21 protein-coding genes are annotated in these 25303 nt (G+C 66.6%); 18 read left to right on the top strand and 3 right to left on the bottom strand.

What is annotated here, in order from left to right:
* Nucleotides 1-30 precede the first annotated feature (30 nt).
* The 17 genes from OV287_RS40620 to OV287_RS40540 all read left to right on the top strand — a co-directional run bounded on the left by OV287_RS40620 (nt 31) and on the right by OV287_RS40540 (nt 17477).
* Nucleotides 31-774, top strand: a complete 744-nt coding sequence (locus OV287_RS40620) for a hypothetical protein (protein WP_267539404.1) — start codon at nt 31-33, stop codon at nt 772-774.
* Entirely contained in the window at nt 774-1415 is a 642-nt protein-coding gene (locus OV287_RS40615; RefSeq protein ID WP_267539403.1) for a hypothetical protein, read from the top strand. Before OV287_RS40620 ends, OV287_RS40615 begins: the two co-directional genes overlap by 1 nt.
* Nucleotides 1412-2614, top strand: a complete 1203-nt coding sequence (locus OV287_RS40610; protein ID WP_267539402.1) for a hypothetical protein — start codon at nt 1412-1414, stop codon at nt 2612-2614. The genes OV287_RS40615 and OV287_RS40610 overlap by 4 nt, the downstream gene beginning before the upstream one ends.
* Nucleotides 2605-3567, top strand: coding sequence for a hypothetical protein (locus tag OV287_RS40605; protein WP_267539401.1), 963 nt, complete (start codon nt 2605-2607; stop codon nt 3565-3567). The genes OV287_RS40610 and OV287_RS40605 overlap by 10 nt, the downstream gene beginning before the upstream one ends.
* The gene (locus OV287_RS40600) at nt 3564-4193 is read left to right on the top strand and encodes a tetratricopeptide repeat protein (RefSeq protein WP_267539400.1); all 630 of its coding nucleotides are present in this window, start codon (nt 3564-3566) and stop codon (nt 4191-4193) included. Before OV287_RS40605 ends, OV287_RS40600 begins: the two co-directional genes overlap by 4 nt.
* Nucleotides 4194-4208: 15 nt before the next feature.
* Nucleotides 4209-4916 carry a MotA/TolQ/ExbB proton channel family protein gene (locus tag OV287_RS40595; protein WP_267539399.1) on the top strand — a complete coding sequence of 236 codons (708 nt, stop codon included), beginning with the start codon at nt 4209-4211 and terminating at the stop codon, nt 4914-4916.
* 9 nt (nt 4917-4925) lie between these two features.
* Nucleotides 4926-5552 carry an OmpA/MotB family protein gene (locus OV287_RS40590; RefSeq protein ID WP_267539398.1) on the top strand — a complete coding sequence of 209 codons (627 nt, stop codon included), beginning with the start codon at nt 4926-4928 and terminating at the stop codon, nt 5550-5552.
* Complete coding sequence (locus tag OV287_RS40585) at nt 5552-7426, top strand: magnesium and cobalt transport protein CorA (protein ID WP_267539397.1); 1875 nt, start codon at nt 5552-5554, stop codon at nt 7424-7426. Before OV287_RS40590 ends, OV287_RS40585 begins: the two co-directional genes overlap by 1 nt.
* Nucleotides 7427-7440: 14 nt before the next feature.
* On the top strand, nt 7441-9444 hold the full coding sequence (locus tag OV287_RS40580) for a hypothetical protein (protein ID WP_267539396.1): 2004 nt from the start codon (nt 7441-7443) through the stop codon (nt 9442-9444).
* Complete coding sequence (locus OV287_RS40575) at nt 9434-10270, top strand: hypothetical protein (protein ID WP_267539395.1); 837 nt, start codon at nt 9434-9436, stop codon at nt 10268-10270. The genes OV287_RS40580 and OV287_RS40575 overlap by 11 nt, the downstream gene beginning before the upstream one ends.
* A complete protein-coding gene (locus OV287_RS40570; RefSeq protein ID WP_267539394.1) occupies nt 10270-12180 on the top strand; it encodes a hypothetical protein in 1911 nt (636 codons plus the stop codon). Before OV287_RS40575 ends, OV287_RS40570 begins: the two co-directional genes overlap by 1 nt.
* Complete coding sequence (locus OV287_RS40565) at nt 12177-12824, top strand: hypothetical protein (RefSeq protein ID WP_267539393.1); 648 nt, start codon at nt 12177-12179, stop codon at nt 12822-12824. Before OV287_RS40570 ends, OV287_RS40565 begins: the two co-directional genes overlap by 4 nt.
* Nucleotides 12825-13128: 304 nt before the next feature.
* On the top strand, nt 13129-14181 hold the full coding sequence (locus OV287_RS40560; protein WP_267539392.1) for a DUF2169 family type VI secretion system accessory protein: 1053 nt from the start codon (nt 13129-13131) through the stop codon (nt 14179-14181).
* Nucleotides 14178-15272, top strand: a complete 1095-nt coding sequence (locus OV287_RS40555; RefSeq protein ID WP_267539391.1) for a beta-ketoacyl synthase N-terminal-like domain-containing protein — start codon at nt 14178-14180, stop codon at nt 15270-15272. Before OV287_RS40560 ends, OV287_RS40555 begins: the two co-directional genes overlap by 4 nt.
* On the top strand, nt 15269-15745 hold the full coding sequence (locus OV287_RS40550) for a DUF4150 domain-containing protein (protein ID WP_267539390.1): 477 nt from the start codon (nt 15269-15271) through the stop codon (nt 15743-15745). The genes OV287_RS40555 and OV287_RS40550 overlap by 4 nt, the downstream gene beginning before the upstream one ends.
* On the top strand, nt 15735-16685 hold the full coding sequence (locus OV287_RS40545) for a hypothetical protein (protein ID WP_267539389.1): 951 nt from the start codon (nt 15735-15737) through the stop codon (nt 16683-16685). The genes OV287_RS40550 and OV287_RS40545 overlap by 11 nt, the downstream gene beginning before the upstream one ends.
* Before the next feature lie 12 nt (nt 16686-16697).
* A complete protein-coding gene (locus tag OV287_RS40540; RefSeq protein WP_267539388.1) occupies nt 16698-17477 on the top strand; it encodes an Imm49 family immunity protein in 780 nt (259 codons plus the stop codon).
* Between the two features lie 6 nt (nt 17478-17483).
* Here the strand turns inward: OV287_RS40540 and OV287_RS40535 are convergent, their stop codons facing one another.
* The 3 genes from OV287_RS40535 to OV287_RS40525 all read right to left on the bottom strand — a co-directional run bounded on the left by OV287_RS40535 (nt 17484) and on the right by OV287_RS40525 (nt 21499).
* Nucleotides 17484-18788 carry a TIGR02270 family protein gene (locus OV287_RS40535; RefSeq protein ID WP_267539387.1) on the bottom strand — a complete coding sequence of 435 codons (1305 nt, stop codon included), beginning with the start codon at nt 18786-18788 and terminating at the stop codon, nt 17484-17486.
* A gap of 153 nt (nt 18789-18941) precedes the next feature.
* Nucleotides 18942-20441: an IS1182 family transposase gene (locus OV287_RS40530; protein ID WP_267537314.1), complete on the bottom strand. Its 1500-nt coding sequence runs from the start codon at nt 20439-20441 to the stop codon at nt 18942-18944.
* A gap of 860 nt (nt 20442-21301) precedes the next feature.
* Nucleotides 21302-21499, bottom strand: coding sequence for a hypothetical protein (locus OV287_RS40525; protein ID WP_267539386.1), 198 nt, complete (start codon nt 21497-21499; stop codon nt 21302-21304).
* Here OV287_RS40525 and OV287_RS40520 point away from each other — a divergent pair.
* Complete coding sequence (locus OV287_RS40520; RefSeq protein ID WP_308809777.1) at nt 21469-25227, top strand: trypsin-like serine protease; 3759 nt, start codon at nt 21469-21471, stop codon at nt 25225-25227. The two genes, OV287_RS40525 and OV287_RS40520, sit on opposite strands and share 31 nt — an antisense overlap.
* Nucleotides 25228-25303: the final 76 nt, after the last annotated feature.

The raw sequence follows: 25303 nt of genomic DNA, 5'->3' as shown, positions 1-25303 counted from the left end.
GCACAACGGTTGCACGAGGTCGCCGACCACATGACTGGCCGTGCTGTGAAATTCAGGCAGAGGGTGAGTGACGCGGGCCGGGTGGCGCTGTTGGGCGTGCTGCTCTCCGGCTGCGTCACCGTGTACCAGCCGCTCAGCTCATTGCAGCGCCCGGCGATCGTCGATCCGCAGCTCGCGAACTTCGAAGGCATGCGCCTGCTCGTGCGCTGCATCCCGGGGGACTACCTCAAGGTGCCCGCCGCCGAGCTCCTCTGCCGCAGGGTCGGCGCACTGTTCCGAAACCAGGGCGCGAAGGTCGAAACCGATGTGCCACGCCATGGCAGATCATCGCGGAGCCTCGAAGAGAGCGCCCAGCCCGACCTGGTCGTCGACCTGTCGTCGCGGCTCCTCCACAAGGAGAGCAGCGGCCCGTTGTGGGCGCTCACGGTACTCACCGCCACGATCGTGCCGGCCTACACGGAGTACAGCGTCGCGCAGGACGTGACCATTCGCGACGCGAGCGGGTTCCTGCTCGCATCCGACAGCCTGAAGGCGCGCTTCATCGAGTACTTCGGCGCCGGAATATGGGGCGTGAACTGGGCGCTCGACACCCTCGTGCGCCCGCCGGAGGAGGAGCTCTCGGGTGATGCGCCAGCGCGGGACTTTTCGCGCGACTTCTACGCCCAGCTGAGCCAGCTCGCCTTCAACGCGCGGGTCCGGTCCGACGTACTGCGCTCGTTCGAGCCTCTTCCCCGGAGCGGGGGCCAACAGCGCCAGACGGGCGTGGAGCGGTAATGGAAACCCTGCTGGCCTTCTTCCTGGTGCAAATCGCGGTGTCCGGGGGGCAGCCGTACGACCCCGCGCCCGGCGTCTGGAACGACAAGTCAGAGGCGCGGAACCTCGACTGCTCGCGCGTGAGCCAGCAGCGGGCGCATGAGCTCCATCCGGGCGAGATCCCCGCGCCGCTCGCGCGCCTGGCGAACCAGGAGTCCGAGGCGCTCATCTGCACCCGGCTCATCATGCGCAATGGAGAGCGGCCGGAGCGCGACGAAGTCATCCTCGCTTCGCTGCGCAAGTCGGTGGGAGAGATCGCCGAGGTCGCCAGCGCGCTGGGGCCGGGTAAGCTCACCTGGCACGTCGACGCCTTCTATCCCCAGCCCGAGGTGGCGGCGAAGATCTCGGTGGCGGCGCGCATCGAGCTCGCCGAGCAGGGACGCAGGGTCTCCGACAAGGTTCCGGTCCTCGCCGCTGGAGATATCGCGGTGCTCGGCCGGATGGCGCCGAAGGAGGCCTATCCGCTGGCGTGCAAGCGCTACTTCGCTCAACGCGCGCTCGGCGAGAACGACGCATTCCTGGGGATCATGCTGATCGACGCACGGGAGACGCAGCTCCACGCCGGACTGTGCCTGAACGGAGAGTGGAGGTGGCTGCGATGAGGCCGGCGCTTCTCGCCCTCACGCTCGCGCTGGTCTCCTCGTCGTCGTGGGCGGCGGACCCGGCGATCGCCGAGGCGCAACGGGCACAGATGGAGAAGCTCCGCGCGGAGGTGGCAGGGCAGATCCAACTGCAGGCGTACGACCTGCTCGACGAGCTCGTCTACGGCTGGACGCGGCAGCCGGTCTTCGAGCTGGAGACGCCGGTGGTGCTCGCCGACGTCACCGTGCCGGTGGGCTTCGGCAGTGGACTGGCGGCCCTGATCGAGAACCACTTCGCCGACCTGGTGGTGAAGAACCCGCGCACCCGGCTGACCCTGGCGCACTGCCCGCAATGCACGGCGGTGATGGTGCACTCGGGCTCGAAGGGGACGATCGTCTCCCGCGGCGTGGACCAGCCGGAAGCGCTAGCCGCCGCGGGCGCGCTCTCCGGTGCGCGCCATGCGATCTTCCTCGACTTCGAGGCGGAAGGCAGCGCGCTGGTGCTGCGCGCCCGCATCACCTCGCTGGAGCCGGCGCTTCCGATCATCCACGCGCGGACCCTCTCGACCTCCACATCGTCACCGGCGCTGCTGCGCTCGGGGGACCAGCTCAAGAGCGCGGCCGAGGCGCGGAAGGAGTACCTCGATGCCCTCCAGGGCCGCGGCGTGTTCACCGTGCCGCTGCGCATGGCGGTGCGGAGCTACGGCTCGCCCCCCGACACGGGCACAGTCGCGGCGATGCCCTTCATCTGGCTACAGGCCGGGACCGAGGTGGCGCTCACCCAGGCGCGGGCCTGGACCGGCACCTTCTCGGTGGGCGTCACCTGGATGCCCCAGCTGCACACGGGCTTCATGGCGCAGGCGCGCATCTCCCGCCTGCTCACCGGCTCGGTTGCATCGCTCACCCGGCCGGATCTCTACGTCTTCCTGGGCGGCTCCGTGATCTCCATCCACGGGCAGGGGGCGCGGGTGTTCCAGAACAAGGTGCTGAACCTGGAGGATGTCCTCACCAACATCCCGGAGCTGCTCGTCGAGCCCCACGCCACCTTCGCCGCGTTTCCGATCGGGCTCGAGCTGCGCGTCGGGAACCGCATCGGGGCTTCGGTCTTCCTCGAGTCCGCGCCGGCGCTCAACGATGCGCCCTCGGTCGGTACCTACCTGAACCTGCTCGATCTCCTGAAGTTCCACACGCTGGGCGCGGAGGTGACGTTTTGCTTCTGAAGCGCCTCGCACTCCTCGCCGCGTTGCTGCCGGCCGTGGCCCTCGCCCAGCGTGACACCTCGCGCGAGGCGCTCGCCCGCGTGGAGGAGACCCTCACCCTGCGCCTGGAGGAGGGAGGGATCGCGTTGAAGGACGTGACTCCCGCCATCGTGGTGAGCGCCTCGCCGGCTTTCGAGGAGTCGAAAGCCTGGTACCCGACCGCTGCGCTGCAGACCCTGGTTCGCGTGTTCGGCTCCGCCGCGCTCCGTTCCTGCGAGGCGTGCATGGCGCCGCGCCTGTTCGTGGAGGAGGGCCGGCTCGAGCAGTTCACGACCGCGCTGGGTGCAGCGGAGATCATCCGGCTGGACGAGAACGCACGTGGAAAGGCCCCGCCGGCCCGGGTGGCGATCTGGCTCGACGAGACGCCGGAGGGCGTTTCGTTGCGCATCATCGATCTGCACAACAGCCGCATCGTGTTCGTGCAGAACTTCGACCCGGGGCTCACCGAGATGGCCCGCACCCGCCGGAACTTCACCCTCACCGAAGAGCTGGAGAGGCGCGCGCGGGGAGACAGCCTCACCCACACGTTCCTCGACGTCACGGTGTACCCCGGCCAGCACGTCTCCCTGGATTTCGCGGAGCAGTGGGGCGACACCAACGCGAACCTCGCCGGCTTGTCCCTCTCCGCCTACGATCCGCTGATTGGCGTAGGAGGCGCCTACTACCGCGTCATCCCCAGCGCGCTGAACCTCACGGTCGGCGGTAAGATCCTGCTGAGCGTGCCCACGGCCGTCGCCAGCGGCATCAGCGGCGAGTCGGTCCAGCTCATCGACCCGCTGCTGACCGCCGTCTTCGTGGTGCGCGTGCCGATCGCCAGCTCGAACTACGGCATCACGTTCACCGCGTCCACCAACGGGAGGATCGGCGTTGGGATCTCCCTCATGAACATCACCGCCCTGCCGTTCCTGCCATGAACCGACTCCTGCTCATCCTGCTGCCGCTCCTGGCCTCCGCTTGCGCGACGCGGAACTACACCTATTACCTGGTCGAGCCGGCGCCGAAGAAGCCCGAGGCGCTCAAGGAGGAGGGGACGCTGGTGCGGCCCTTCGGCTTCGGCTCGACCACGGTGATGAAGGTCCGCTGGAACGACGGCAACCTGATGACCGAGGTGGACGTGCCCATGCTGGCCTCGGGTCAGCGCATCGTCATCGAGCACGGCGCGGGCAACGGTGACGTGAAGACGCTCCCCGCCAGCCGGGTGGTGCCACCGCCGCCCTCCGCGGCGGACAAGGCGCTCATCGAGGCCTACCGGGCGCGTGGCCTGCGCATCGACGAAGGGGCCGCGGAGGTGAGCATCACCCGCGCGCGCACCTTGATGGAGCAGGCCAGCCGCGAGGGCAACTACCACCTGGCTCTCGAGTGGTGTGAGACCGTGTTGGCACGCTACAAGACGCACCCCGAGTTCCTTCGGGCCAAGGGCTCGCTGCTCCTGATGATGGGGGAGCGCGAGAAGGCCGTCGAAATCTATGAGCAGGTCGAAGCCATCGAGAGTGATCCGGGCGTCCGCAAGAAGCTCGAAGAGCTCCAGCGTCAGCAGTAACAGGAGAAGCACCTCGTGCAGATCATCGGTTTCGTGTTGTTGGGCTTCATCATCTGGTACGGGTTCAAGGATCGCAGCGACGCGGTGATCTCTGCGTTCGACGCCCACGCGCTGGTGATGGTGCTGGTCGGGTCGTGCTCGGCGGTGCTGGTGAGCTCCAGTCACACCACCGCGTGGCGCACCCTCCTGTGCCTGCGCGAGATGCTCCCCGGCCTGGCGCTGTTCGGCCGGAGCACCCGGGCGATGGAGGTCGAGCGCAATCAGCTGTCCGCGCTGTGGCGCGACGGCAAGCGCAGCCAGGCGGTCGATCTGGCCGCCAACAGCCGCTTCCCCGCGGTGAAGCAGATGCTGGAGTTGATCCTGAACCGGGCGAACGAGGCCTCCAGCAACAAGACCTTCACCGAGCTGCGGCACGAGGAGATCAGCCGGTGGCAGCCGGCGATCCACAACTGGGAGATGCTCGCCAAGCTGGGGCCGGCGTTCGGCATGGTCGGCACCATCACGGGCATGATCCAGCTCTTCCGCAACATGAGCTCGGAGAACCTCAACATCGGCGCGTCGATGTCCCTGGCGCTGCTGGCGACCCTGTACGGCGTGGCGTTCGGCGCCGGCGTGGCCGGGCCCATCGGGCACTATCTCAACGGGCTGCTCGACGACCGCCTGGGGCTCCTCGAGCGGTGCGAGAAGAGCGTCAACGAGATCGTCTCTCGCGGCGAGCGGTGAGGGTGAGCCATGCAAAGACGGAAAGCGGGGCATGAGGAGAGCTGGCTGCTCAGCTATGCGGACCTGATCACCAACCTGCTGCTGTTCTTCGTGGTGCTGCTGACCGCGGCGAACTTCAACAAGATGAAGATGCAGCAGATCGCCCAGAGCATCTCCGGCAAGGAGAGCCCGGCGAGCCTGGAGTCCATTCGTAAGGAGCTCGAGCAGCAGATCGCCGCCAAGAACCTGCAGGAGCTGGTGACCACCACGGTGACCGAGGCGGGGCTGGAGGTGTCGCTCAACTCCGGGCTCGTGTTCGACTCGGGGAAGGCGAAGATCCGGCCGGAGTTCGACGAGACCGTGGCGGCGATGCTGAAGGAGCTCTCGCCGTACTCGTCGCAGTACCACTTCGCGGTCGAGGGGCACACCGACTCGACACCGATCGTGAGCGGTGGGCTGTTCGCGAGCAATTGGGAGCTCTCCAGCGCGCGCGCCATCGTGGTGAGGCAGCGGCTGGAGGAGGTAGGGATCGAACGCTCGCGCATCCGTGTCGAGGGCTACGCCGAGACGAAGCCGCTCCCTGAGCAACTGCTGAAGGGCCTGAGCGAAGACGAGCGCCTGGCCCGGCACCGCCGTGTCGTCGTGAGGATCTACTGATGAGAAGCTTCGCCGTCCTCGTCGCCTGGGTCGCGTTGAGCTCCGTGGCGGCAGCTCAGACCCAACCCCCGACCGGCACCAGCCTCCCTGACGCGCCGACGCCGGTGCCGCAGAGCCATGTCCCCGCGCCCGTCCTCCTGGAGCTGCGCACGCTCGAGAGTCAGTTCGATCTCGCGCTGGCACAGGACTGTGCCCCCGAGCGCTGCTTCTCCAAGGGCTGTGTCTACCGCGACCACGTCACCGTCGACATGCCGCGCACCAGCTCGATGCCCGGGCTCGGTCAGAGCGAAGGTCCCGGCAGCGTGCCGCCGCAGGAGTACCTGACGCAGGCTCAGTGCGAGTTCACCCACGAGAAGTCGGTCCCCACCCAGGATGTCCAGGCCCTGGTCCGGCGCCTCGAGCAGCGGCTGTCGAAGGGTTGGCTCAAGGTGAAGGTCGGCCGGCAGATCCTCCAGCCGATCTCTCCGGGACTGCGCGAGTCTCCGCCTCCGGCCGAGCCCCCGAAGCCGCCGGCGCCGGAGCCGGTGGTCGAGGAGAAGCCGGTGGAGCCGGCGCCGCCGACGACGTGGGAAGCTGACGTCGCGCTGCGGGAGCTCTGGGTCAGCCTGCTTCCGCACTTCTCGTGGATGATCGCGTTGGTCATGTTGACGGTCGCGGCGCTGACCATCATCTGGGCCCTGCGCCGCCTTGGGCGCGAGACGCTCGAGGAGAAGGCGCTGGCGGCGCAGCTCGCGGCGGGTTCGCTCGACAAGGCGGCGGAGGCCGAGACACCCCCGAGCGCCGGGGAGCCGTCTGCGGACGGGGCGGACCCGGCGCCTTCCCAAGGGGACGTGGAGGCCGCGTTCGTCACGGCCCAGCAGCAGCTGTGGAACGAGCGGATCGCCCAGGCCGAGCTGGCCAAGGACGAGAGCGTGGTGGTGGAGCTGCTGCGCGACTGGCTGAAGGCCGGCGAGTTCGAGCTGCTGGCCAAGGCCATCTTCGTCTTCGGCGATCGGCTGTCCCTGGCCTTCACCTCGGACGGTGAGCTCGCCGTCCGCAAGGTGGAGTTCGCCGGGTATTTGAAGACGGTGGACGAGAAGGCGCTGCTCTCGGACGCGGAGTTCTTCCGCTTGCTGAACCAGCACGCCATCTCCTCCACGCTGATGGCCCAGGCGGACGCCGAGGTGTACCGCAGCCTCCGCGAGGAGTTTGGCTCCAACGGCGTGGCGCACCTGATCGAGAGCCTGTCGCCACGTCATGGGGCGCTGCTGTTCGGGCACGTGCCCACCGACTGCCAGCAGGACGTGGCGCGGATCATGCCGCCCGAGCTGCGGGTGCAGGTCGCCAACGAGCTGCTCGCGTCCAACCGCATCTCGAAGGAGGAGACGGTCCACCTGTTCGAGGTGCTCGACGCCGCGCGCGCGGGGAAGCCGCTTCCCCCGGCGCCTCCGGCCCAGGGCATCCTGGACCGTGGCCGGCAGTTCGACGCTGCCGGTGCGCTCTCGGTGCTGTTGCCGCTGCTCGAGTCCTCCGAGCGCGGTGTGCTGTTCACGCGGGCGCTGGGGCGCTCCGGCGGGACGCTGCCGCTCTGGTACCAGGACATCCTCTACGGAGACATGCTGCTCAAGCTGCCCGACGAGCTCCAGAGGGACCTGCTGCTCGACGTCGACGTCCGGGGGCTCGCCGGCTGGTCTTCGGTGCAGCAGCCCGCGTGGCAGGAGAGCTTCATCGCGCGGCTCGCGCCAGCGATGCAGAGCGCCATCCGCGCCAACATGTCGTTCGTCTCGCGTGAGGAGCAGCTCAGGGCCGCGCGGCGCGGCCAGAACGAGTTGATCTCCGCCGTGAAGAAGCAGGTCGCGCGAGGGAAGGTCTCCTTCGCGGAGATCATCACCTAGGTGGGGTGGACGGGATGGACCGCGCGCGCCTGCTGATCATCGGGGTCACTGCCATCGCGGTCGCCGCCTGCGAGAAGGTGCCGATCGTCGACATCAACGCGGGCTTCTCGCTCGCGGACGTGGCCTGGTTCGAGGAGGAGAACACGCTCTTCGTCTTCTACCAGGCCAACGCCGAGCAGGGACTGGGGCCCGAGAGCCAGCTCGAGCTCACGGTCCGTACCGATCACTTCGAGCTGCCCTGGACGCCGCTGTCACAGCTCGACACGGTTCACACCCACGTTCCGGTCGACTGCGGCCCCAAGAGCGTGTGCGGCAGCACCAGCCTGGCGCTTGGCGAGCGGCCGCGCGACGTGAGGTTGCGGCTGCGCTACCACCGGGCCGGCGAGATGACGCTGAACGCGCCCGTGGCCCTCAACATCATCGGCAGGGGGGCAGCGCACACGAACCGGAGCCTGCTGGTGTACGGCGTGTTCGACGAGACCAACACGCACGTGCAATGGCGCGCCCGGCACCAGTTCCCGACGCTGCGGAACCACGACGTGCAGAAGTACGGGCTGCGGCGCCACTTCTCCATCGCCGACCGGCGGCACGGCGCCATCGCCGCGAACTTCGGCGAGAACCCGTACGGCTACGGTTCGGTTCAGAGCTGTCCGGGAGCGCTGCCGTCGCTGGACTTCGGACCGGTGGAGACCACCGAGCGAGCCGTGTTCGACGTGGGTTCGCTTCCGCTGTCGGCGTCCGAGTCCCCGGTCGTCTGTGCGCGCTCGACCGTCACCGATGCAAAGGGGGGCACCTTCGAGGCGGTGGCGCTGGCGCGAAAGAATCCGCAGGTTCGCCCGGCCTTCCCGGTCCTGCGCAGCCCGATCACCGAGAACACGCCGATCAAGTTCATGTTGCGCCCGTGCCGACGGGAGATCTCCTCGCCGCATTACGCGATGCAGGAGCAGCGCCTCTTCCTGGAGGACGCTTCGGAGATCTGCATCGACAACTGGAATGCTCCCGGGTTCGTCGACGAGCTCGCCACCCAATTCCGCACGCGGATCGATCAGGTGCGGACGCAGGGGCGGGACATGGTCCTCGTGCTGGGTTTCCATCACGACGACACGACAGGCCGGCTGGGCACCGTGCTCGAGGAGGCGCTCCAGAGAGTGCTGCCCTTCGAGCGGGACAAGAGCTCGCCGCGCGTCACCGGTGCCTTCGTCTATGACAGCGTGGCGCACGTCGTCGCGCGCCCGGAACTTCGGCGACTGGTGTTGTGGTGCCCACCCAACCACACGGTTGACGACCTCGACGAGGTCCCAGTAGCAGCGTCGAGCACCTGCCCCGCGGTGTCGGAGCGCCCCGACCTCGAGCTCGGGCCGTTCCGCTTCAATCAGATCCCGATCCTGGCGACCCGTGCGCAGTACCTCCGGTTCATCCAGAAGTACTCGGAGGCCCAGGCGGGGAGGATGACCTCGATGTCGTTCCGGGCTCCCGAGCACACGCCGCTCTCCGTCAACATCCCGATCGGAGAGTTCGGGATCGCGACCTTCTACAACAACGAGATCCTCACGGCGGAGCCGGGCGATGCGTTCTCCTATTGCCCGGACGCGGACAAGAGGCGGATTGTGTTCCGCCTCCCGGGTTCGCCGACGCCGATGGGGCTCGAGGTGCTTCCCGAGCTGCACCAGTTGGCCCCGCAGCCCGCGTATGCGCTCGGGCTGTTCTGGGACTTCCCGTTCCTGTTGAAGGCGCAATACGAGAGCTATCTCGCCGGATCCGTGACGGCCTACTCGTTCAGCGTGCCGTTCGGAATTGTCAGCTCCAACGAGGAGACCTGGGCAAGCGGGCTGTGGACGACGGGAGAGTTCCCCATGGGCGACATCCTGGCGCAATGCACGCGCTTCTGTGATCACCCGACGTTCGATTCGAGCGTCACCTACAACGTACAGGCGCTGTTCCGGGATGCCTACCGCGTGCAGTGCTATCGCCCGATGTTCCCGCGACCGGGTGACGGAGGCTTCCCTCATGATCCGTAGCCTCTTCGTCCTCCTCGTCCTCTTCGTCCTCTCGTTGCCGCGCGCCGTGCTGGCGGAGGAAGCGCAGGCCCCGGAAGCGCAGGCCCCGGAACCGTCCCCTGCCGACTCCGAGAAGACCGACGACACGTTGGAGGGCTTCCGCACGCCGCTCGACGCGCTCACCGAGCGGGAGATTGGCGCAGCCTCGAAGTCGGTGCGTTTCGACTGGCGGAAGTCCACCATCGGGTTCGGGCTGATTGGCAGCGAGCTCCTCGAGCGAAACAACTTCGGCAGCACCCGCCTTGGGCTCATGGCGCGCAAGCCGTTCGGGAGCTTCGTGGGGGAGGTGGCCATTACCCGCGCGTTCACCTGGGGAACCGACAGCACCGAGAAGCTGGCGCTCACGCCGTACCGCCAACACGGCCGCCCCAGCCGCTTCGAGCTCGACATCAACGTCGGGTATCCGTTGGCGGAGGGCGTGGTGACCGCGCTGCCTGGCTTCTTCCCCGCGACCGAGCTGGTGTTCTCTGCCAACGCTGGCTTCCGCTACCTCTTCTACCCGGGGGCGATGGGGGGCATGAAGTTCCAGGACGTCGCCACCTCGCTCCTCGCGCCGCGCCTCTCCGACCACGAGCTGGCGCAGCTCGAGTCCTCGCGGCCGGGCGGCATGCAGATTGACCCTGCCCGGTATGGCCTCCTCGCGGGGCTCTCTGTGGACGTGTACTTCGGGTCCGGAGGTTTCCTTTCGCCGCGGGCGATGATGGCCGTGCCGCTGTTGGGCGTCGTCACCGGAACAGGCCTGGGGTTCTGGTGGGAGCTCTCGCTCGCGTTGGGCTGGACACTCTGATGCGCTGGGTCGTCGCCATCGTCGCTGCTCTGTTGTCGAGCGCCGCGGCCGCGGAGGCGACGGCGTCCAGACAGACCGTGGTCTTCTACAACGCGCGCCTCGCGCTCCGGGACGGCCGTCCGGAAGACGTGCTCAAGCTGTGGCTGCTTCGCAACAGCCTTCTCCAGCAGGGCGAGCGCCCGCGAGATGATCCGGAATTCCGCTCCGTGGTGTGGGCAGCGCTCGGAAGCCTCGGGCTGTGCCAGGACGGGTTCGAGGATGACGAGCGAGAGGGCGCGGGCCTTTGGCCGCTGGGGCTGCACAACATGGTTGTCCACGGGCTCAGCAGAGGCCCGGCGCCCTCGAGGCCCGCGCCGTGGGACGTCTTCGAGGTCGGGCGCCAGCAGCGATTCATCTCTCTGCGGGACGTGCTCTCGGCGGAGGAGCTGCGTTCCGTGACCTTCTCCCGAACCGACTGCCTGCTGCCAGCCACCATGGCGCTGCGGTTCGGACGGACCCTGTTCCTCGACCTCGAGGAGCGACTGAACGCGGGCTGGCTCCTGCGCGATCTGCTGGTGACATCGCGCGCCACCCTGGTGCGGGAGAAGGTCCGGAACCTGTCGGTGGTGGAGGCGCGCATCTTCGATCTCGACCTGGTGCTCGCGGACCTGGAGGCGCGCAAGGCGCGCGGCAATGCTCGAAGCATCGCGCAGCAGGCCCGGGTGGTCGGCGTCTCCGCGGCAGGCGCGGCGGAGCTCCGGAGCAAGCTGGAGACCTTCCCCGAGGACTCGCCGCAGGCGGCGTTCCTTCGACGAAGCCTGACCTGGACCCCGGGGGAGTGGCTGGCGCTGAACCGGGAGCGGCGGCTGTTCCTGTTCGCCCGGGCGCGACCGCTGTCGAAGGAGCCGGACGCGCTCCAGAAGCTCATGTTCGGGATCATCGACGAGCTGATCCGCCGCAAGGATGGGAAGGAGCTCGAGGCCTGGATCGGTTTCGTGGGAGCGAGCGACTCGAGGGAGCTGCGCGGCGCGCTGACCTCGGGCGAACGAGGCAAGCGCCTCCTCGAGCTCGATGAGAGCACCGGGTTCCGCGAGCGCTCGGTCGTCGCGCTGCACCGGGGCGTGGGCTTCCTGGAGGTGGGAGAGCTGCAGGAGTCCCTGCGCTCCTTTGCGTACGCCATGCAGCAGGCCGAGACCTCGCGCGAGGCGGCCGTCACCCTGGGGCTCGCACGGCGGTGGCTGTCGTACGTGCTCTCCCGCTACGAGACCAACGACGAGGTCGTCGCCACGCTGAAGGCGCTGGTTCCGCGGCAGGAGTACAACCAGGTCATCGAGGAGCTGGTCTGGCGCGCGGCACTGCGCGCCGACGAGCGCTCCTTCGAGCGGATTACCCGGACTGCCCGGCGCGGTGGCTCCTTCGACGCGACGGTCGAGCGGCTCCGGCCGTTGTCGCAGGGCAAGCCGGGAGAGATGGCGACGCGGCTGCGCGACGCGCTCCCCGAGGAGCCCTCGTCGGTGCTGAGGTTCGTGCGACAGCTCATCGAGAACATCGAAGCGGAAGATGCGGACGTCCGCCGGGCCAACGTTCCGACGCTCAAGCACGTGCTCGAGATGCTCCGGCCCTTGAGCGACGAATCCAGAACGGCGAAGTCGCAGAGCCGGACGGCCGGCGAGCTCATGGAGCGGACCCAGTCGATCCTCGACGGCCTGAGCCATCTCGACGACTCGGTGAGCGGGAACGCGCGGGCGCTGTCACTCACGCGCTCGACGTTTGCCGGGAGCATCCGCCTTGCGCCGGCCGATCCGCTGCCGTGGCCCTTCAGGCCGCCCGAGCCCGAGGCGCCGTCCGTCTTCACGCCGATCGTGCTCGAGCCGGTGGAGTGGAGGGACGCCAAGGGCGCACTCGTTTTCGGGTGGAGGCTCACCGAATGACCCCCAGGGAGCTTCGGCGCGAGCTGCGCCGGCGCAAGAAGGAGCTGCGCCGCTCGGCGGAGCGCATGAGGCAGGCGGCACGCGAGCGGATGGAACAGCACCCCTCCATCCGACGCGAGAAGAGGCGGAGACGGATTCGTCGAGCGGTGACGATCGCCGCGCTGCTGCTCCTGGCGATGTTGGTGCGTTGTGAGTGCGAGCCGTCGCCACCTGCGCCGCCACCGGAGCCGGTGGTAGAACCCGCGCCGGAGGTGAAGCCGAAGAAGCCCGCGTCGCCCGCGAGCAAGCCGAAGGCCTTCAGCGAGCGGATGGAGCGCCAGCGGCGGGGGAGCTACCAGAACGAGGCGCAGACCTCGCCGAGCTGGCTGGACGACTTCCGCCTTCAGGTCGCGGCGCGCAGCCCGCGCCTGGCCCAGTGCTTCAGTGGGACGGAGCGACCCGGGGCCCTGCGCTGGACGGCCGCGGTGAACGCCGCGAGCGGCTCCGTCTCCGACCATGCGCTCGAGCTCGTGGGAACGGGCGGCGAGCTGAGCGGGAAGCAACGCGACTGCGTCCTGGGTGTCCTCTCCAGCCCGGGCTACCGATTGAAGCCCGAGCAGAAGCAGGACCTGCCCGGTCGGGTCAGCCTCGTCATCGAGTTCTGACGGTCGGGCCGAAAAAGCCCGGCCCCGCAAGCTGGACGCATAAGCCCTCTTAACCACGAGGCTTCTTTGACCAGCCCCGTCCAACCCGCGGAACCGACACGCGAGGACGCCAGGAATTTTGCGGCGACCTTGCTACGCCCCACTCAAGCCCACGAACTCAATCCCTGGAATCCAGCAGACGCAGGAGAGAGCCTCGGCGGCACGCAGCCCATCTCACGCTTGAAGGAGTTAACATGCTCGAGGGGCCAGCAGCCGCTACATATGACCCGCTGGTCGGGCACAGTGAAGGGAGGAGGGTCATGACATGCCCCAGCCAATAGCGGATCTGGTGCGCAAAGGATTCGTCAATCTGACGCCCTTCGCCGCCGACATGTTCCTGTTGCAGGACGAGCACGGCGCAGACGTGCTGACGCTGGTCGTCAAAGCAACGTTCGTTCTCCAGGCCAAAGGAGCCCTGGCGCCGCTCCAGCCTTCGCCTCCCGTCAGCGCGGAGCCTGTCTTCCATGGCGCGCCGGGCGCATCCAGCCTGAAATACGAGACTGAAGCGGTCTTCACCAAGGAGGCAACGGACGTCGTGCTGCTGGGCCACGCCCATGCGCCAAAAGGTCGCGCGACCGAGGTCGAGGTCTCGCTGCGGCTCGGACCCCTCCATAAACGGGTGCTGGTCCTGGGGAACCGGGTGTGGTCCCGATTCCTGGGTTCTACGACCATGAACGCCCCACTCCCCTTCGAGCGTATCCCCCTGACCTACGAGCGATCCTTTGGGGGTTGGGACCGCAGCAATCCAGAGAAGCCCGAGGCAGAGTTGCGCAATCCCGTGGGCACCGGATTCATTGCTCGCCCCTCCCAGGCAACCTACGACGGCCTGCTGCTGCCCAACCTGGAGGACCCTCAGCACCGGATTCGCCACCCTTCCGACAGGCCGCCTCCAGCGGGCTTCGGTTTCATCGCATCCCACTGGCAGCCCAGGCTCCGGCTGGCTGGCAGTTACGATCAGGCCTGGAAGGAGGAGCGCTTCCCCCTCGTGCCAAAGGACTTCGATCGCCGCCACCTCAACGCCGCCCCCGCCGACCAGCAGGTACCGGGCTTCCTCTCAGGTGGCGAACCCGTCGAGCTCCTCAACGCTTCTGCCAGAGGCCCGCTCCGGTTCCTGCTGCCCACCCACCGCTTCGAGGGAGTCGTCATGCTGCATTCCGGTCGCCGACACGCACTCCCCATGCCGCTGGACACGGTGGTTATTGACACGGACGAGGAGCGCCTGGTGATGGTGTGGCGCGGCTCGCTGCCCATCCACAGGCGGGTGCACGAGGTGCTCTGGACCAAGGTCCAGGAGCCCGGCGGAGGTCAGCGCCCATGACGGGAGGGCCGCAGGGCGGAGCCGTGCCCGTGACGGGCATTGGAATGGTGACCTCGGTGGGCTTTGGAGCCTACCCGGCATGCGCGGCCATCCGAGCCGGCATCGTCCGGATGAACGAGCTCGACAAGTCCCAGAGGATTGCTGACCGTCCCTCCTGGAAGCCCCCCCTCATCGGCAGTCCGCTGAAGGGGCTCACGGATGGATATTTCGGAATGGGACGGTGGACCCGGATGACCGTGGATGGGCTGCGGGACCTGATGGTCAACGCAAGGCTGGGCGGTCAGGAATTCGAGCAGCTCGGCATCTACCTGGGGCTGCCTTCCGGGGGGGGCATTTCACAGGAGCGCCGCCAGCAACTCGCCGCGCGTATCGCTCAGTGGCTCCAGTTGCCCGGCCTGCAGAGCCGCATCCGCATCTACTCCGAGGGGCATGCGTCCGCCCTCAAGGCCCTCCAGGACGCGCTCACGCAGCTGCAACAGGGCAGATTCACGCAAGCGGTGATCGGAGGTGTCGACTCCCTGGTGGAGCGAGAGAGGCTGACCCAGCTCTGGACCGAGGGGCGGCTCAAGACAGACGAAAACGCCGTGGGCCTGATTCCCGGGGAGGCGGCGGCCTTCTTCCTGGTGGAATCACCGGTTCAAGCCCGGCGAAGGAAGGCCGAGGTGCTCGCCTGGCTGGAGGCGCCCAGCGTCGCCCATGAGCCCGTCTCTCCAGCCTCGGGGCAGCCATGCAATGGACTGGGCCTTGGGCGGGCCATCTCCACGACCCTCGTGGGATTGACGGACCGTGGCGCCCACACGGGGCTCATCCTCAGTGACTTGAATGGTGAACTCTACCGCGCGGAGGAGTTCTCCAAGATGGTGCCACGCGCGCTGCAGCACCTCCAGCAACCCTGGCGCCTGTGGCACCCCGCGGACTGCATCGGGGACACGGGTGCGGCCTCCTCTGCCATCTCCGTATGCGTCGGTGCACGAGCCCTTGCCCGAGGCTACGCAGGCACAGACAATGTCCTCGTCTGTGCATCTTCGGACGAGGGACTCAGGGGCTCGGTCTACCTGCGCAGTGCTAGAAAGGAGGGTGCTCGCCCATGAGCACCAAGACAGGTGTCAATAAACTGACTGTCGTTCACAAGGACTCCTCGGGCACCAGCATCGCCTTCCCCGATGTGTGTCTGACGCCGGGCCCTCCTTCCCCCGTACCGGTGCCCTATCCCAACATCGCGAAGTCCTCCGACACGGACAAGGGCACCAAGAGCGTGATTTGTGATGGCAACCCGGTGTGCGTCAAGGACTCGAACTTCAAGACGAGCACTGGAGACGAGGCGGGCACGAACAAAGGCGTCGCCTCCGGAAAGATCCAGGGCAAGGCAGAGTTCATCAACTACTCGTTCGACGTCAAATTCGAAGGGAAGAACGTGGCTCGCGCCTTCGACATGATGCTGCACAACGACAAGAACACTCCACCCGCACCCGTGCTGCAACCTCCGCTGGTTGCCATGGGTCAGAGTTCGAAACTGGATCCGGAGGAGATCAACCTCACCGTGGAGTGGAAGGATGGCAATTAATCCCGAAAAGACGCATCAGGCGGTGATCGTCGTCTCCTATGCGAACTGGACCAGCTCCCAGGCCACGGAACACCGGATCGTGCGGATGGGGCACGTGAACCCATGGCAGGGCTGGGCCAGCGACAACCGCCTCGAGACCACTTGGAACAGCATCCCTCAAGGAAAACCGAGCGGGACCAAGCCCTTCCAGACCGAGGAAACGCCCGTCAACAGTGGAACGGGCAAAATGGAGCTCAAATGGACGGTCTGGGACAACACCAGCAAGCTGACCAATATCGAGGTCGAGCTCTACTCCGTCATGCGGGCTGAAAAGCGCTACATTGGCGAGGGGTTCACGAAGCTGGCCTCGAAATACGTTCGGACCCTGCAACGAGGCGCGGCCTCAATTGATATCGAAAACTGCGGTGTAGACAGTTTCTTCTGGCGCGACAGGGACCAGAGTTGTGTCTTCTGTGAATCCAAATTCACTGGCAACGTGGCCAAGTTCGAAAGTTGGAAGCAGGATCGGCGGCGCGTCTGGCAGCTCATGGGGCGCTACCAGGCGGATGGCAGGCGCTGCCGGCAGATGAGCTGGGCCTGGATCCGGGATCGTGCCAAGAAAGCCTTGCTGAAACCGGTCGGCCTCGACGGGCTCACCACGGACCAGAAGGCATCCAGTGTCGAGCAGAGCGTCCGAATGCTGCAGGCCGCCAAGAACAGGCGAGGCAGGCGGGTAGTCAACATCTTCGGTGCCGCCCAGGTACCTGTCTATCCTGGCATCTACCTGGTCGTCCTGGGCGAGGGCGCAACCCCTTCTGTCAACGAACTCAGCATCGAGTGGCCATTTCCACAGGAGCCGCAGGAATTCATCGAGCTGGGAGAAGACTTCGACAATTGGTTGCAGACACAGGCTTCTCATGATTCAGAGCCTGCGCCATCCTCCATCATCCTCCCTCCCTGAGGTTTCCATCCCATGGCGAATCAAGAGCTGCTCAACGACTCGCTGCTGAGCATCAACACCACCATTCGCACCTTCCTCAAAGAGGACATCACCCGGCCCTACTCGGCCTGCAAGAATCTCGGTGGCTCCATCTGGTGCCTGGTGGACATGTACCGCGGCCGCGCTATCATCCGCTTCCTTTTGGAAGCGGATGTGGATGGCTTCTTCGAGGATCTCCACCGGGAGGCGCTGACGTACCACACCCTCCTCAAGGCCTATCATCAGGGATTCGACGTGGAGAGCGATCTCGTCAATGCCGAAACGGAAGGCCCACTGCTGTGTGCCATGGCGGCAGGCAATTTCAATCTCGCTCGCGAGATCGATGCACTCATGCCCAGGCAACAAGACGACCCTGAAGGACAGGAGTTCTTTACCTATACGAACATGCTGCGAGCACTGGCCGCTGGTACCGAGCAGGCCATTTCCACTGCATTCCAGGAGTTCCAACGCATGTGCTCGGGCAAGTTCCGATTCGATGAGAAAATTGCCATCCTCGAAGGATTGGTTCAGAGGGACGCGGCGGCCTTCAACGAAGCCCTGAGCAAGTACCTGGAATCGTTCGAGCAACTCTCGCCAGAGGAGCAGGAAGAGCTGGACCCAGGGGCTGAGGACATCGACATCCTGGCCCTGGCACTGGTGCAGGTGGCTCGGCGCCGCAGCGTGCCGCTCACGGTGGAGCACCGGATGCTGCCGCCGGAGTTGCTCGATCCACGCGTACGCATGCCGCAGGATGGCTACCCGGCCTGGCCGTGAGCGGGCTCACCCACCGAAAATGCGCGCAAACGGAGTTGCGGACAGGCGCGCCTGCTCCGCACGGGCCTTTCGCAGTTCCGTACGCTGTCTCTGGGCGAAGGCGCGAGTCTGGAGCAGGCACGCCCCTCGGCTGCGAATCGCCAGCTCCAGTGCGTGCACGTGCCTGCGCCGCATGGGCCCCCGCTCGAGTTCTTCCAGCAGCCCTTCGTTGTTGAACACGCGCCCCCGCAGGTAACGGGTGCCGCGAGCGAAGTCCTTCCGCATCCTCATCCACCAGGCGGCCATTGCCTGGCGATCCGGCATGGGCAGGGCACTCTCCGGCCGAAGCTCCAGGTCCTGATCGAGCTCCTCCTCCAGTGGGGGCAGCGCGGCCTCTTCCTCCATTCTCGGCAGAACGTACGGCCCCTCCAGCCTCAGCCCGGTAATGGCACAGAAGGCCTCACCCGCCAGGGGCGCCATGGGTTCCGCCCCCATCAGTTCCAGGCAGGCCTCCGCGGCTGCCACCCGGCCGCTGAAGCCCAGCGCCCAGATTGCATCCGCGCGCAGTTCCTCCGACCCGGCACGCTCCAGGAGCGGTTTGAGATTCCCCTCCTCTCCCCCCACCGCCAGCAATGCCAGCGGCAGCCGGCCAGCGCCGGTGCGGCCCTCCACGGCCTGACAGCACGCATTCCATGCCACACGCGCCCCGGCGACCAGCCCGGCCTCCAGGGCAGCCTCCGCCACTCCAGGACGTGGGTCGGCCAGGAGCCGGGACAGCGTCAACGAGTCCATCTCCCGGGGAAGAGGGCGCATGCCTCGAAGCGCCGCGGCGACCACCGAGCCATCCGCATGCCGCAGCCACTCCATCGACGCCTCACTTCCCGCCTCTCCCCGGAAGGCGAGCACATGGAGCGCCAGCGCAGGAAAGACGGGCTCCGTCCGCCGCAGCAGCGGCAGTAGCGCGCCCCCCAGTTCCTGCCGTCCGCTCAATTCCAGTGCACGCTGCAACGAGGGCAGCAGTTTCGGGGGCGCAGCCACCAGGAGGTTCACCGTCTCTTCCAACGACATCCCCTCGGGCGCCTCCACCTGAGCCCAGAAGGCAGAAGCGATACGCGGCGGGTCCTCCGAGCCCAGCGCCGGCATCAGTAGCTCCCGCGCCACGGGAGCACCCCCAATCACCAGCCCATCCAGGTGCGCCAACAACCGCTCTTCCAACGCCGCCGTATCTTCTAGGTCGTGGTCTGGAGCCGCCAGCGCCCGCTCCCACTGGCTCCAGAGAAAGGCGGCCTCGTCCAGGTGCTCTTCGTAGATATCCATCATCCGCAGCGCCATGTGCGCCTCCACGTGCCCGCCCAGCCTAGGAGCTTGTCGGCGAATCAGCCAGCGGTGCGGTAGCGCATAGCAGACACCATATGGCACCACAGGCGGGTACTGGGGGCGTGGCCGATGTGGCCCATGGTCGCCCGCCTCGCAGCGACCTCGCCGCTACGCGGCCTGCGCGGCAAGGCTGGGAAGCTCCCAGCCCTGCTTCCACAGCTTCTTGAGGTTGTGGACGGCGCACGCCAGCGAGAATTCCCCTTGCACCTTGGTGAGGCCCCGCAGCGAGAAGCGTGGCAGCACTCCGTTCTTTACCTGTCCAATCACTGGCTCAGCCGTCACCTTGCGCCGCGCGTATGCCTTGCGCCCCCGCTTCGTCGAGAGCTTGCGCTTCATCCGCTCCTTGAAACTCATGCCCGCCGGCCGTCGCCCTCTTGGGGCCGGCGGTGCCTCCTCCCCATGCTTGTCGCGCCCGGTGGCGATGAAGCACTCCACGCCCTTGGCCTCTACCTTCTCAATGTCCTGCTGGCACAGGTAGCCCGAATCCGCGCTCAGCTCCTCGGGCACCAACTCCGTGTTGGCCTCTACCTGCTCCACCATGGGGGACAGCTGGCGTGCATCGCTGCTGCTCTGCCCCACCTCCTGCGCCACTATCAGCTGCGTGTCCGCGTCCACCGCCACCTGCGCGTTGTAGGACTGCTGGAAGGTGCCTCCCCTGGGCATGATTCGTGACTCCGGGTCGGTGAAGTTGCGCTGCGCCTTCTCGGAAGGTTTCGCCTCCTCCGGCCTCTCGCCCCTGGCCTCGGCTTTCTCCCTGGCCTCCTTCTCCAAGTCCTCCTTGGCCTTGCCAATCTTCTCTCGTCGCTTCTCCTTCTCCACCGCCAGCTCGAGCTTCTTCTCCGCCTCCAGTTGACGCGCCGCCTCCCGCAGTCGCTCGGCGCGCTTCTTGGGGTCCTTCAGCTCCTCGGGCAGCTCATCTCCGCGCCGCCCCTTGCCGTAGCGCTTGTTCTCCTCGGCATCCAGCGCCGCGGCCTCTTCCAACAGCCTGTCAATCTGCTCGTCCAGCTTCTTCATGCACTCCTCCATCCGTCCGTAGCTCATGGCCTTGTGCTTGCTGGCGTTGGCCTTCACCTTCGTGCCGTCCACCGACAGGTGCCCAAGCTTCTTGAGCCCCGAGCTGCGCGCCAGCCTCAGCGTGTCCACGAAGAGCGCCCGGAAGGCTTCCAGATGCCGCACCCGGAAAGTGCACACCGTGTCGTGGTCCGGCCTCTCTCCTCCCGTCAGGTAGCGGAAGGCGAGGTCCGTCTCACACCTCCGCTCAATCTCCCGGCTGCTCGTAATGCCTCGCGCGTACGCGTACATGAGCAGCAGCGCCATCATCACCGGGTGGTAGGCCGGCTGGCCGCACTCCTTCGTGTACGCGCTCAGAATCGGGCTGAAATCGAGCGCCTTCCTCAAGTCGACGAAGAAGCACGCCAGGTGCCCCTCTCCCAGCACTTCCCGCGCGTACTGCGGCAGCAGCTGCCCCTGCTCCGGTTGCCATTCCCGGAACGGCCTCGGCGAGGTGAAGCGGGCGGAGCTCTTCGCCTCCTCCCGCTCCGGCTTCTCGCTGGCGGCTACTTTCAACAGGTCGGCCTGCTCCGGCTTCTTCGTCGTGGTGGCGCTCACCCTCCACCTTCAACCAGAACTCTCCTTCCCTCTGAAGAACCACCTGGGGCATCACCCTCCTGGCCCACCCTCTACGGTGGGGTTCTCCGACAAGCTCCTAGCTCTGGCTGGGATGGTGGAGTCGAGGAAGGAGCGCACGCCGCGATGGGATTGGGTGGGGCTGCTGCGCCGGATGTTCGCGCAGGATGTCTTCGCCTGCTCTGGGTGTGGAGGCCGCAGAAGGGTGCAGGCATAGCTGACGGCCCCCAACGCAGTGCGAGCCATTGTGGAGCACCTGTCACGGCCCACGCGGCCTGCTCAGCAGTCTGCAGAGCAGGGGCCACCCCAGAGAGAGTGGTGTTGAGCCTCGAGCAGTCACGGAGCCAAAGACGCCCACGCCCCTGCGGCCTCCCCCTGGGGAGGCCACTGGGTCGGCGTGTGCCCCATGGGGCTGCACCGCGTCTCCACCGGCCCGGCGCAGTAGGCCGCGACGTCCTCACATCCGGATTCCGAGCAGCACGCCGGGCCAGTGTCCGAGCAGGGGAGAGGTGCGCCTGGAGCACGACGTGCAGTCCCCCATGGGGACCCCTCCTGCACTGTCCATGGAGTGTCGAGCTGCCCTCCTACCCCGGCCCTCGCCCGCAACAGGGCTCCTCTCCCGCCCATACTCCAGCAGGACCTCTGCCCAGCCGCCCCAGCACCGCTCTGCGCGTGGGAGCGGCAAGTGCCTGGAAGGTGTCGTCGTAAGAGCCAACCAAGGCTGGGCCGGCGATCTCCGCCGCCACGAAGTCCGCGACGTTCTGAAAGGGCGCGAACGCGATGCGCACCGGACCGCCGCTCGAGTTGAGTGCGGTCACTCCCTTACCGAAGTTGCGGAGGGCTTACTTGGTGGGGTCGCCCATCAGCAGCCCATGGTACTGCTTGAACAAGTACCCGACTTGAGGCCCGTCGATGACCAGGGCTGACTCGACGTTCAAGCCCGTCATCGCGCCCTTCGAGATGTTGGGCGCGCCGGTAAAGGTCACCCGCGAGGTCACCATCATCGAGGATGACGGCAAGAAGCTCGTTTTCTGCATCATGGGCCCTCGCGCCCACCGTGCCTTCGTCACGCCCTGGTCACAGGCTCTCGGGTATATGGCGCAGCGCATTCATTCTCGGGAGAAGAATCCAGATGCGAATCATGAAAAGGTCTGTCCACCGAGGGGTGGCGGGCGCAGTATTGTGTGCAGTCCTGACAGCCGCCTGCGGCAACTCCGAGCAGTCCGGGCCGGGGAGCCGCTCGGGCACTGAATTGGGGGAGGGTCGCAGTCCCATCCTCGGGGGCGCGAGCGCCGTTCCGGATGCAAGTCACTCCGGAGTCGTCGCCTTCTCCGCCTCGCGGTTCTGCAGCGGCGTGATGCTGACGAATACGACCTTCCTCACCTCGAGACACTGTGGTGTCTCGCAGGTCTGGCCGGCCCAGACCGTGAAGGTCTACATGGGCAACCTCAACGACCAGATGCTTCCCGCCGATGGCTCGGTCCAGGAGCGAAAGGTGAGCTCCGCCAGGGATCTCGAGCTTTCCCCTGGCGTGTTCGAGGATGCCACGCTCGTGACGGTGGACGCTCCCTTCGCCATCATGAACGCGAGCGGCCAGTTGGTGTCGAAGGGCTACCGGAGGAGCCTGTATCCCAAGAAGGTCGCCGACATGATCGGTGAATCCGTCGAGTGCTTTGGCTATGGAAAGAATGATGATTCAGGTACCGGTGTGGCGGGGCAGGGGATCCTCCGGAAGACGACGTTGAAGACGGAGGCGTCCTCCAGTTATCCGAACCGGGTCCTCCTCGCGCCGCACGCCAACATGCTCTATTCGGGGGACTCGGGAGGGCCCTGCATCATCCGGGTTCCCGACCCGGACTGCGCCGGCGGGTGCCTCACGGGCATCACCGATTCGGTGGGCTACGAGCCTGGGCCGCCGAAGAAGTACTTCGCCTATCAAATCGCCGCCGAAACCCTCCGAGGGTGGGTGGCCTCGAGCGTCAGTGGGCTTCAGCCGGGGAACACCTCGTCGACCAACAAGGACAAGAAGCTCGAGGGAACCGCGGACGCTCCGGACGGAGGCTCGAGTGGGTTGATGGCGCTCCTCGCGGCGAGCTCGGCGACGGTCGAGTTCTGGGCGGGCGGCTCGCTGATGGGCACGGCGGTGGCCAACCTGCCCACGTCGACCGGGCGGAACAATGGTTTCGAGTTCGAGATTCCGGCGGCGTACCAGACGGGCTACCGGCTCGAGGTGAAGATCGTGGTCCGGGATGAGGCGAACCAGCTCCTGCTCCATCTGGCGGGCTCGCCGATGACGATCATCTCTGGCACTCCCCAGGGCACGGACATCATCCAGCGCAAGTATGAGTCCCTGCAGGATGCGCGCGGGCCGCTGGGTTCCCCGCTGCCCTCGCCGCAGGGAGACGAGCGCGAGGCCCCGGATGGAGAGGGGCGCCTGCGACACTTCACCTCGGGTGCCATCTACTGGAAATCTCGCGCCGAGCAGCCCGCCTTCGCCGTCCATGGGGCCATCTACTCCCGCTATGAGTCCATGGGAGGCGTGCAGAGCCGGCTGGGCTGGCCCATCGCTGACGTGCAGGCGGACACCCGGGGCGGGGCCGTCGGCAGGTTCCAGAATGGCAGGCTCTACCACCACCCCAGCACGGGCACCTTTGCCATCTACAGCGAGCGGATCCTCAGCACCTACCAGCAGCACGGAGAAGGCGGGAGCTCCGAGGGTTATCCCATCGCGGATGAGGTGACGGACTCGAAGGGAGGCGGTCTGGTGCACATGCAGAACGGCGTCCTCCTCTACAAGCTGGGGGCCACCAATGCCTATGTCTCTCGTGGCGCCATCTTCCAGCGGTGGTCCTCGGATGGCGCGGAGAACGGCCGCCTCGGCTATCCCATTGCGGTGGAGGGTTCCATCACCTCGCCGAGCGGCACGCTCTTCCAGGAGTTCGAGAACGGCTTCCTCATCCACCACACGCAGGTGGGGGTCCGGGCGATCTACACCAAGGCCATCCACAGAGCCTGGGGCACCTCCCGCGCCACCTTCGATGCGGGTCTGCCCATCGCGGACGAGCGCGCCGCGGCCAACGGGGGCGCCATGGTCGAGTACCAGAACGGTGCCTTCTACTGGCACTCCCTCACGGGAGCGGTGGCCGTGAAGAACGGGTCGATCCGGCAGCACTGGGACCAGCGTGGCGCCGAGGGCGGCGTGTTGGGATACCCGGAGCAGTCCAGCTCCAACGTGGGCAATGGCTATACCTACCAGTCGTTCCGGGGCGGAGCCATCTACTCCTCGGACGCGACCGGCCCCATCAGCCTCATCAATTCCATCGAAATCCACTACGAGTACCTGAGGGGGCGTAACGGAGGTCTGGGATACCCCGTCTCCAATGTCATGACGTTCGGCGGTGGCGAGTACGTGCGCTTCACCGGCGGAGCCATCTCCTGGCACCCGTTGCTGGGCGCCTTCGAGGTGCATGGAGACATCTACGCCAAATACAAGGCGATGGGCGAGTGGCAGGGGCTGCTGGGGCTCCCCGTCTCGGATGAGGAATACGACTCGAGCACTGGCGGCCAGTTGAGCAAGTTCCTCTTCGGCACCATCCACTGGATTCCTGGCAAGGCCACGGAGGTGCTGGGCCCCTATGTCACGGGACACCGGTTCTTCCCCATGGATTATGACGGCGATGGAGATGACGACCTCGTCGTCCGTGGGCCCCACGGCCAGTTCATGGCCTTCCGCTCGGAAGGAGGACAGCTCTCCTTCGCCGGCATCCTGGTGAACACCTCCTGGACGGACTATTGGGGCTGGAACGCCGGGCATCGCTACTTCGTCATGGACTATGATGGTGATGGAGACGATGACCTCGTGGGGCGTGACTCGTATGGTGTCTTCTCCGCCCTGCGGTCGGATCGCACCCAGTTCGTCATGACCGGCGCGCTCTTCATCAACCCGGGCATGGGGGATGACCAGACCGGCTGGAACGCCGGGCATCGCTACTTCGTCATGGACTACGACGGCGATGGAGACGATGACCTCGTTGCCCGCGATTCCTACGGTCACTTCACCGCGATCCGCTCGGAGCGGACCCACTTCGTAGGCACGCCCGCGCTCTACATCAACACCGGGATGAAGGACGCGGATGGGTGGAACGCCGGGCATCGCTACTTCGTCATGGACTATGACGGCGATGGAGACGATGACCTCGTTGCCCGCGATTCCTACGGTCACTTCACCGCGATCCGCTCGGAGCGGACCCACTTCGTAGGCACGCCTGCGCTCTACATCAACACCGGGATGAAGGACACGGATGGGTGGAACGAGGGCAACCGCTACTACGTCATGGACTTCGATGGCGACCACGACGACGACCTGCTCGTGCGTGACGCGGCTGGTACCTTCTCCCTCTTGAGGGCGGAGGGCAACGCCCTGGTTCATCGCGGCGTGGTGCTCAACACCCCCTACACGGATGCCTTGAACTGGGGCAGTGGCCACCGCTTCTTCGTCATGGACTTCGACAAGGACGGTGATGACGATCTGGTGGGCCGTACCTCCAATGGTGCCCTGATTGGCTTCCGCTCCGATCGGACCGCCCTGGTGGAGACGGGGCTCCTCCTCAATACACCGATGGTGGATGGCCCCTCCATCCCCCCGCCGCCGAACCCCTGCGACTCCAATCCCTCCCTTTGTGAGGATCCATGCGATACCAATCCCGGGCTCTGCGAGCCGGACCTGTGCGAGCTCAGGCCCTGGTTGTGTGATCCGGAGAGTCCGTAGGCTACAAATATCCGGGTGGTGCGCTCTACTGCACGACCAACACGGTCACTGTCGTACTGCAGTGAGGAGATGAGCT

It is taken from the genome of Archangium lansingense, assembly GCF_026626635.1.
Lineage (GTDB): Bacteria > Myxococcota > Myxococcia > Myxococcales > Myxococcaceae > Archangium > Archangium lansingense.
This window is presented reverse-complemented; position numbering and strand designations above follow the sequence as displayed.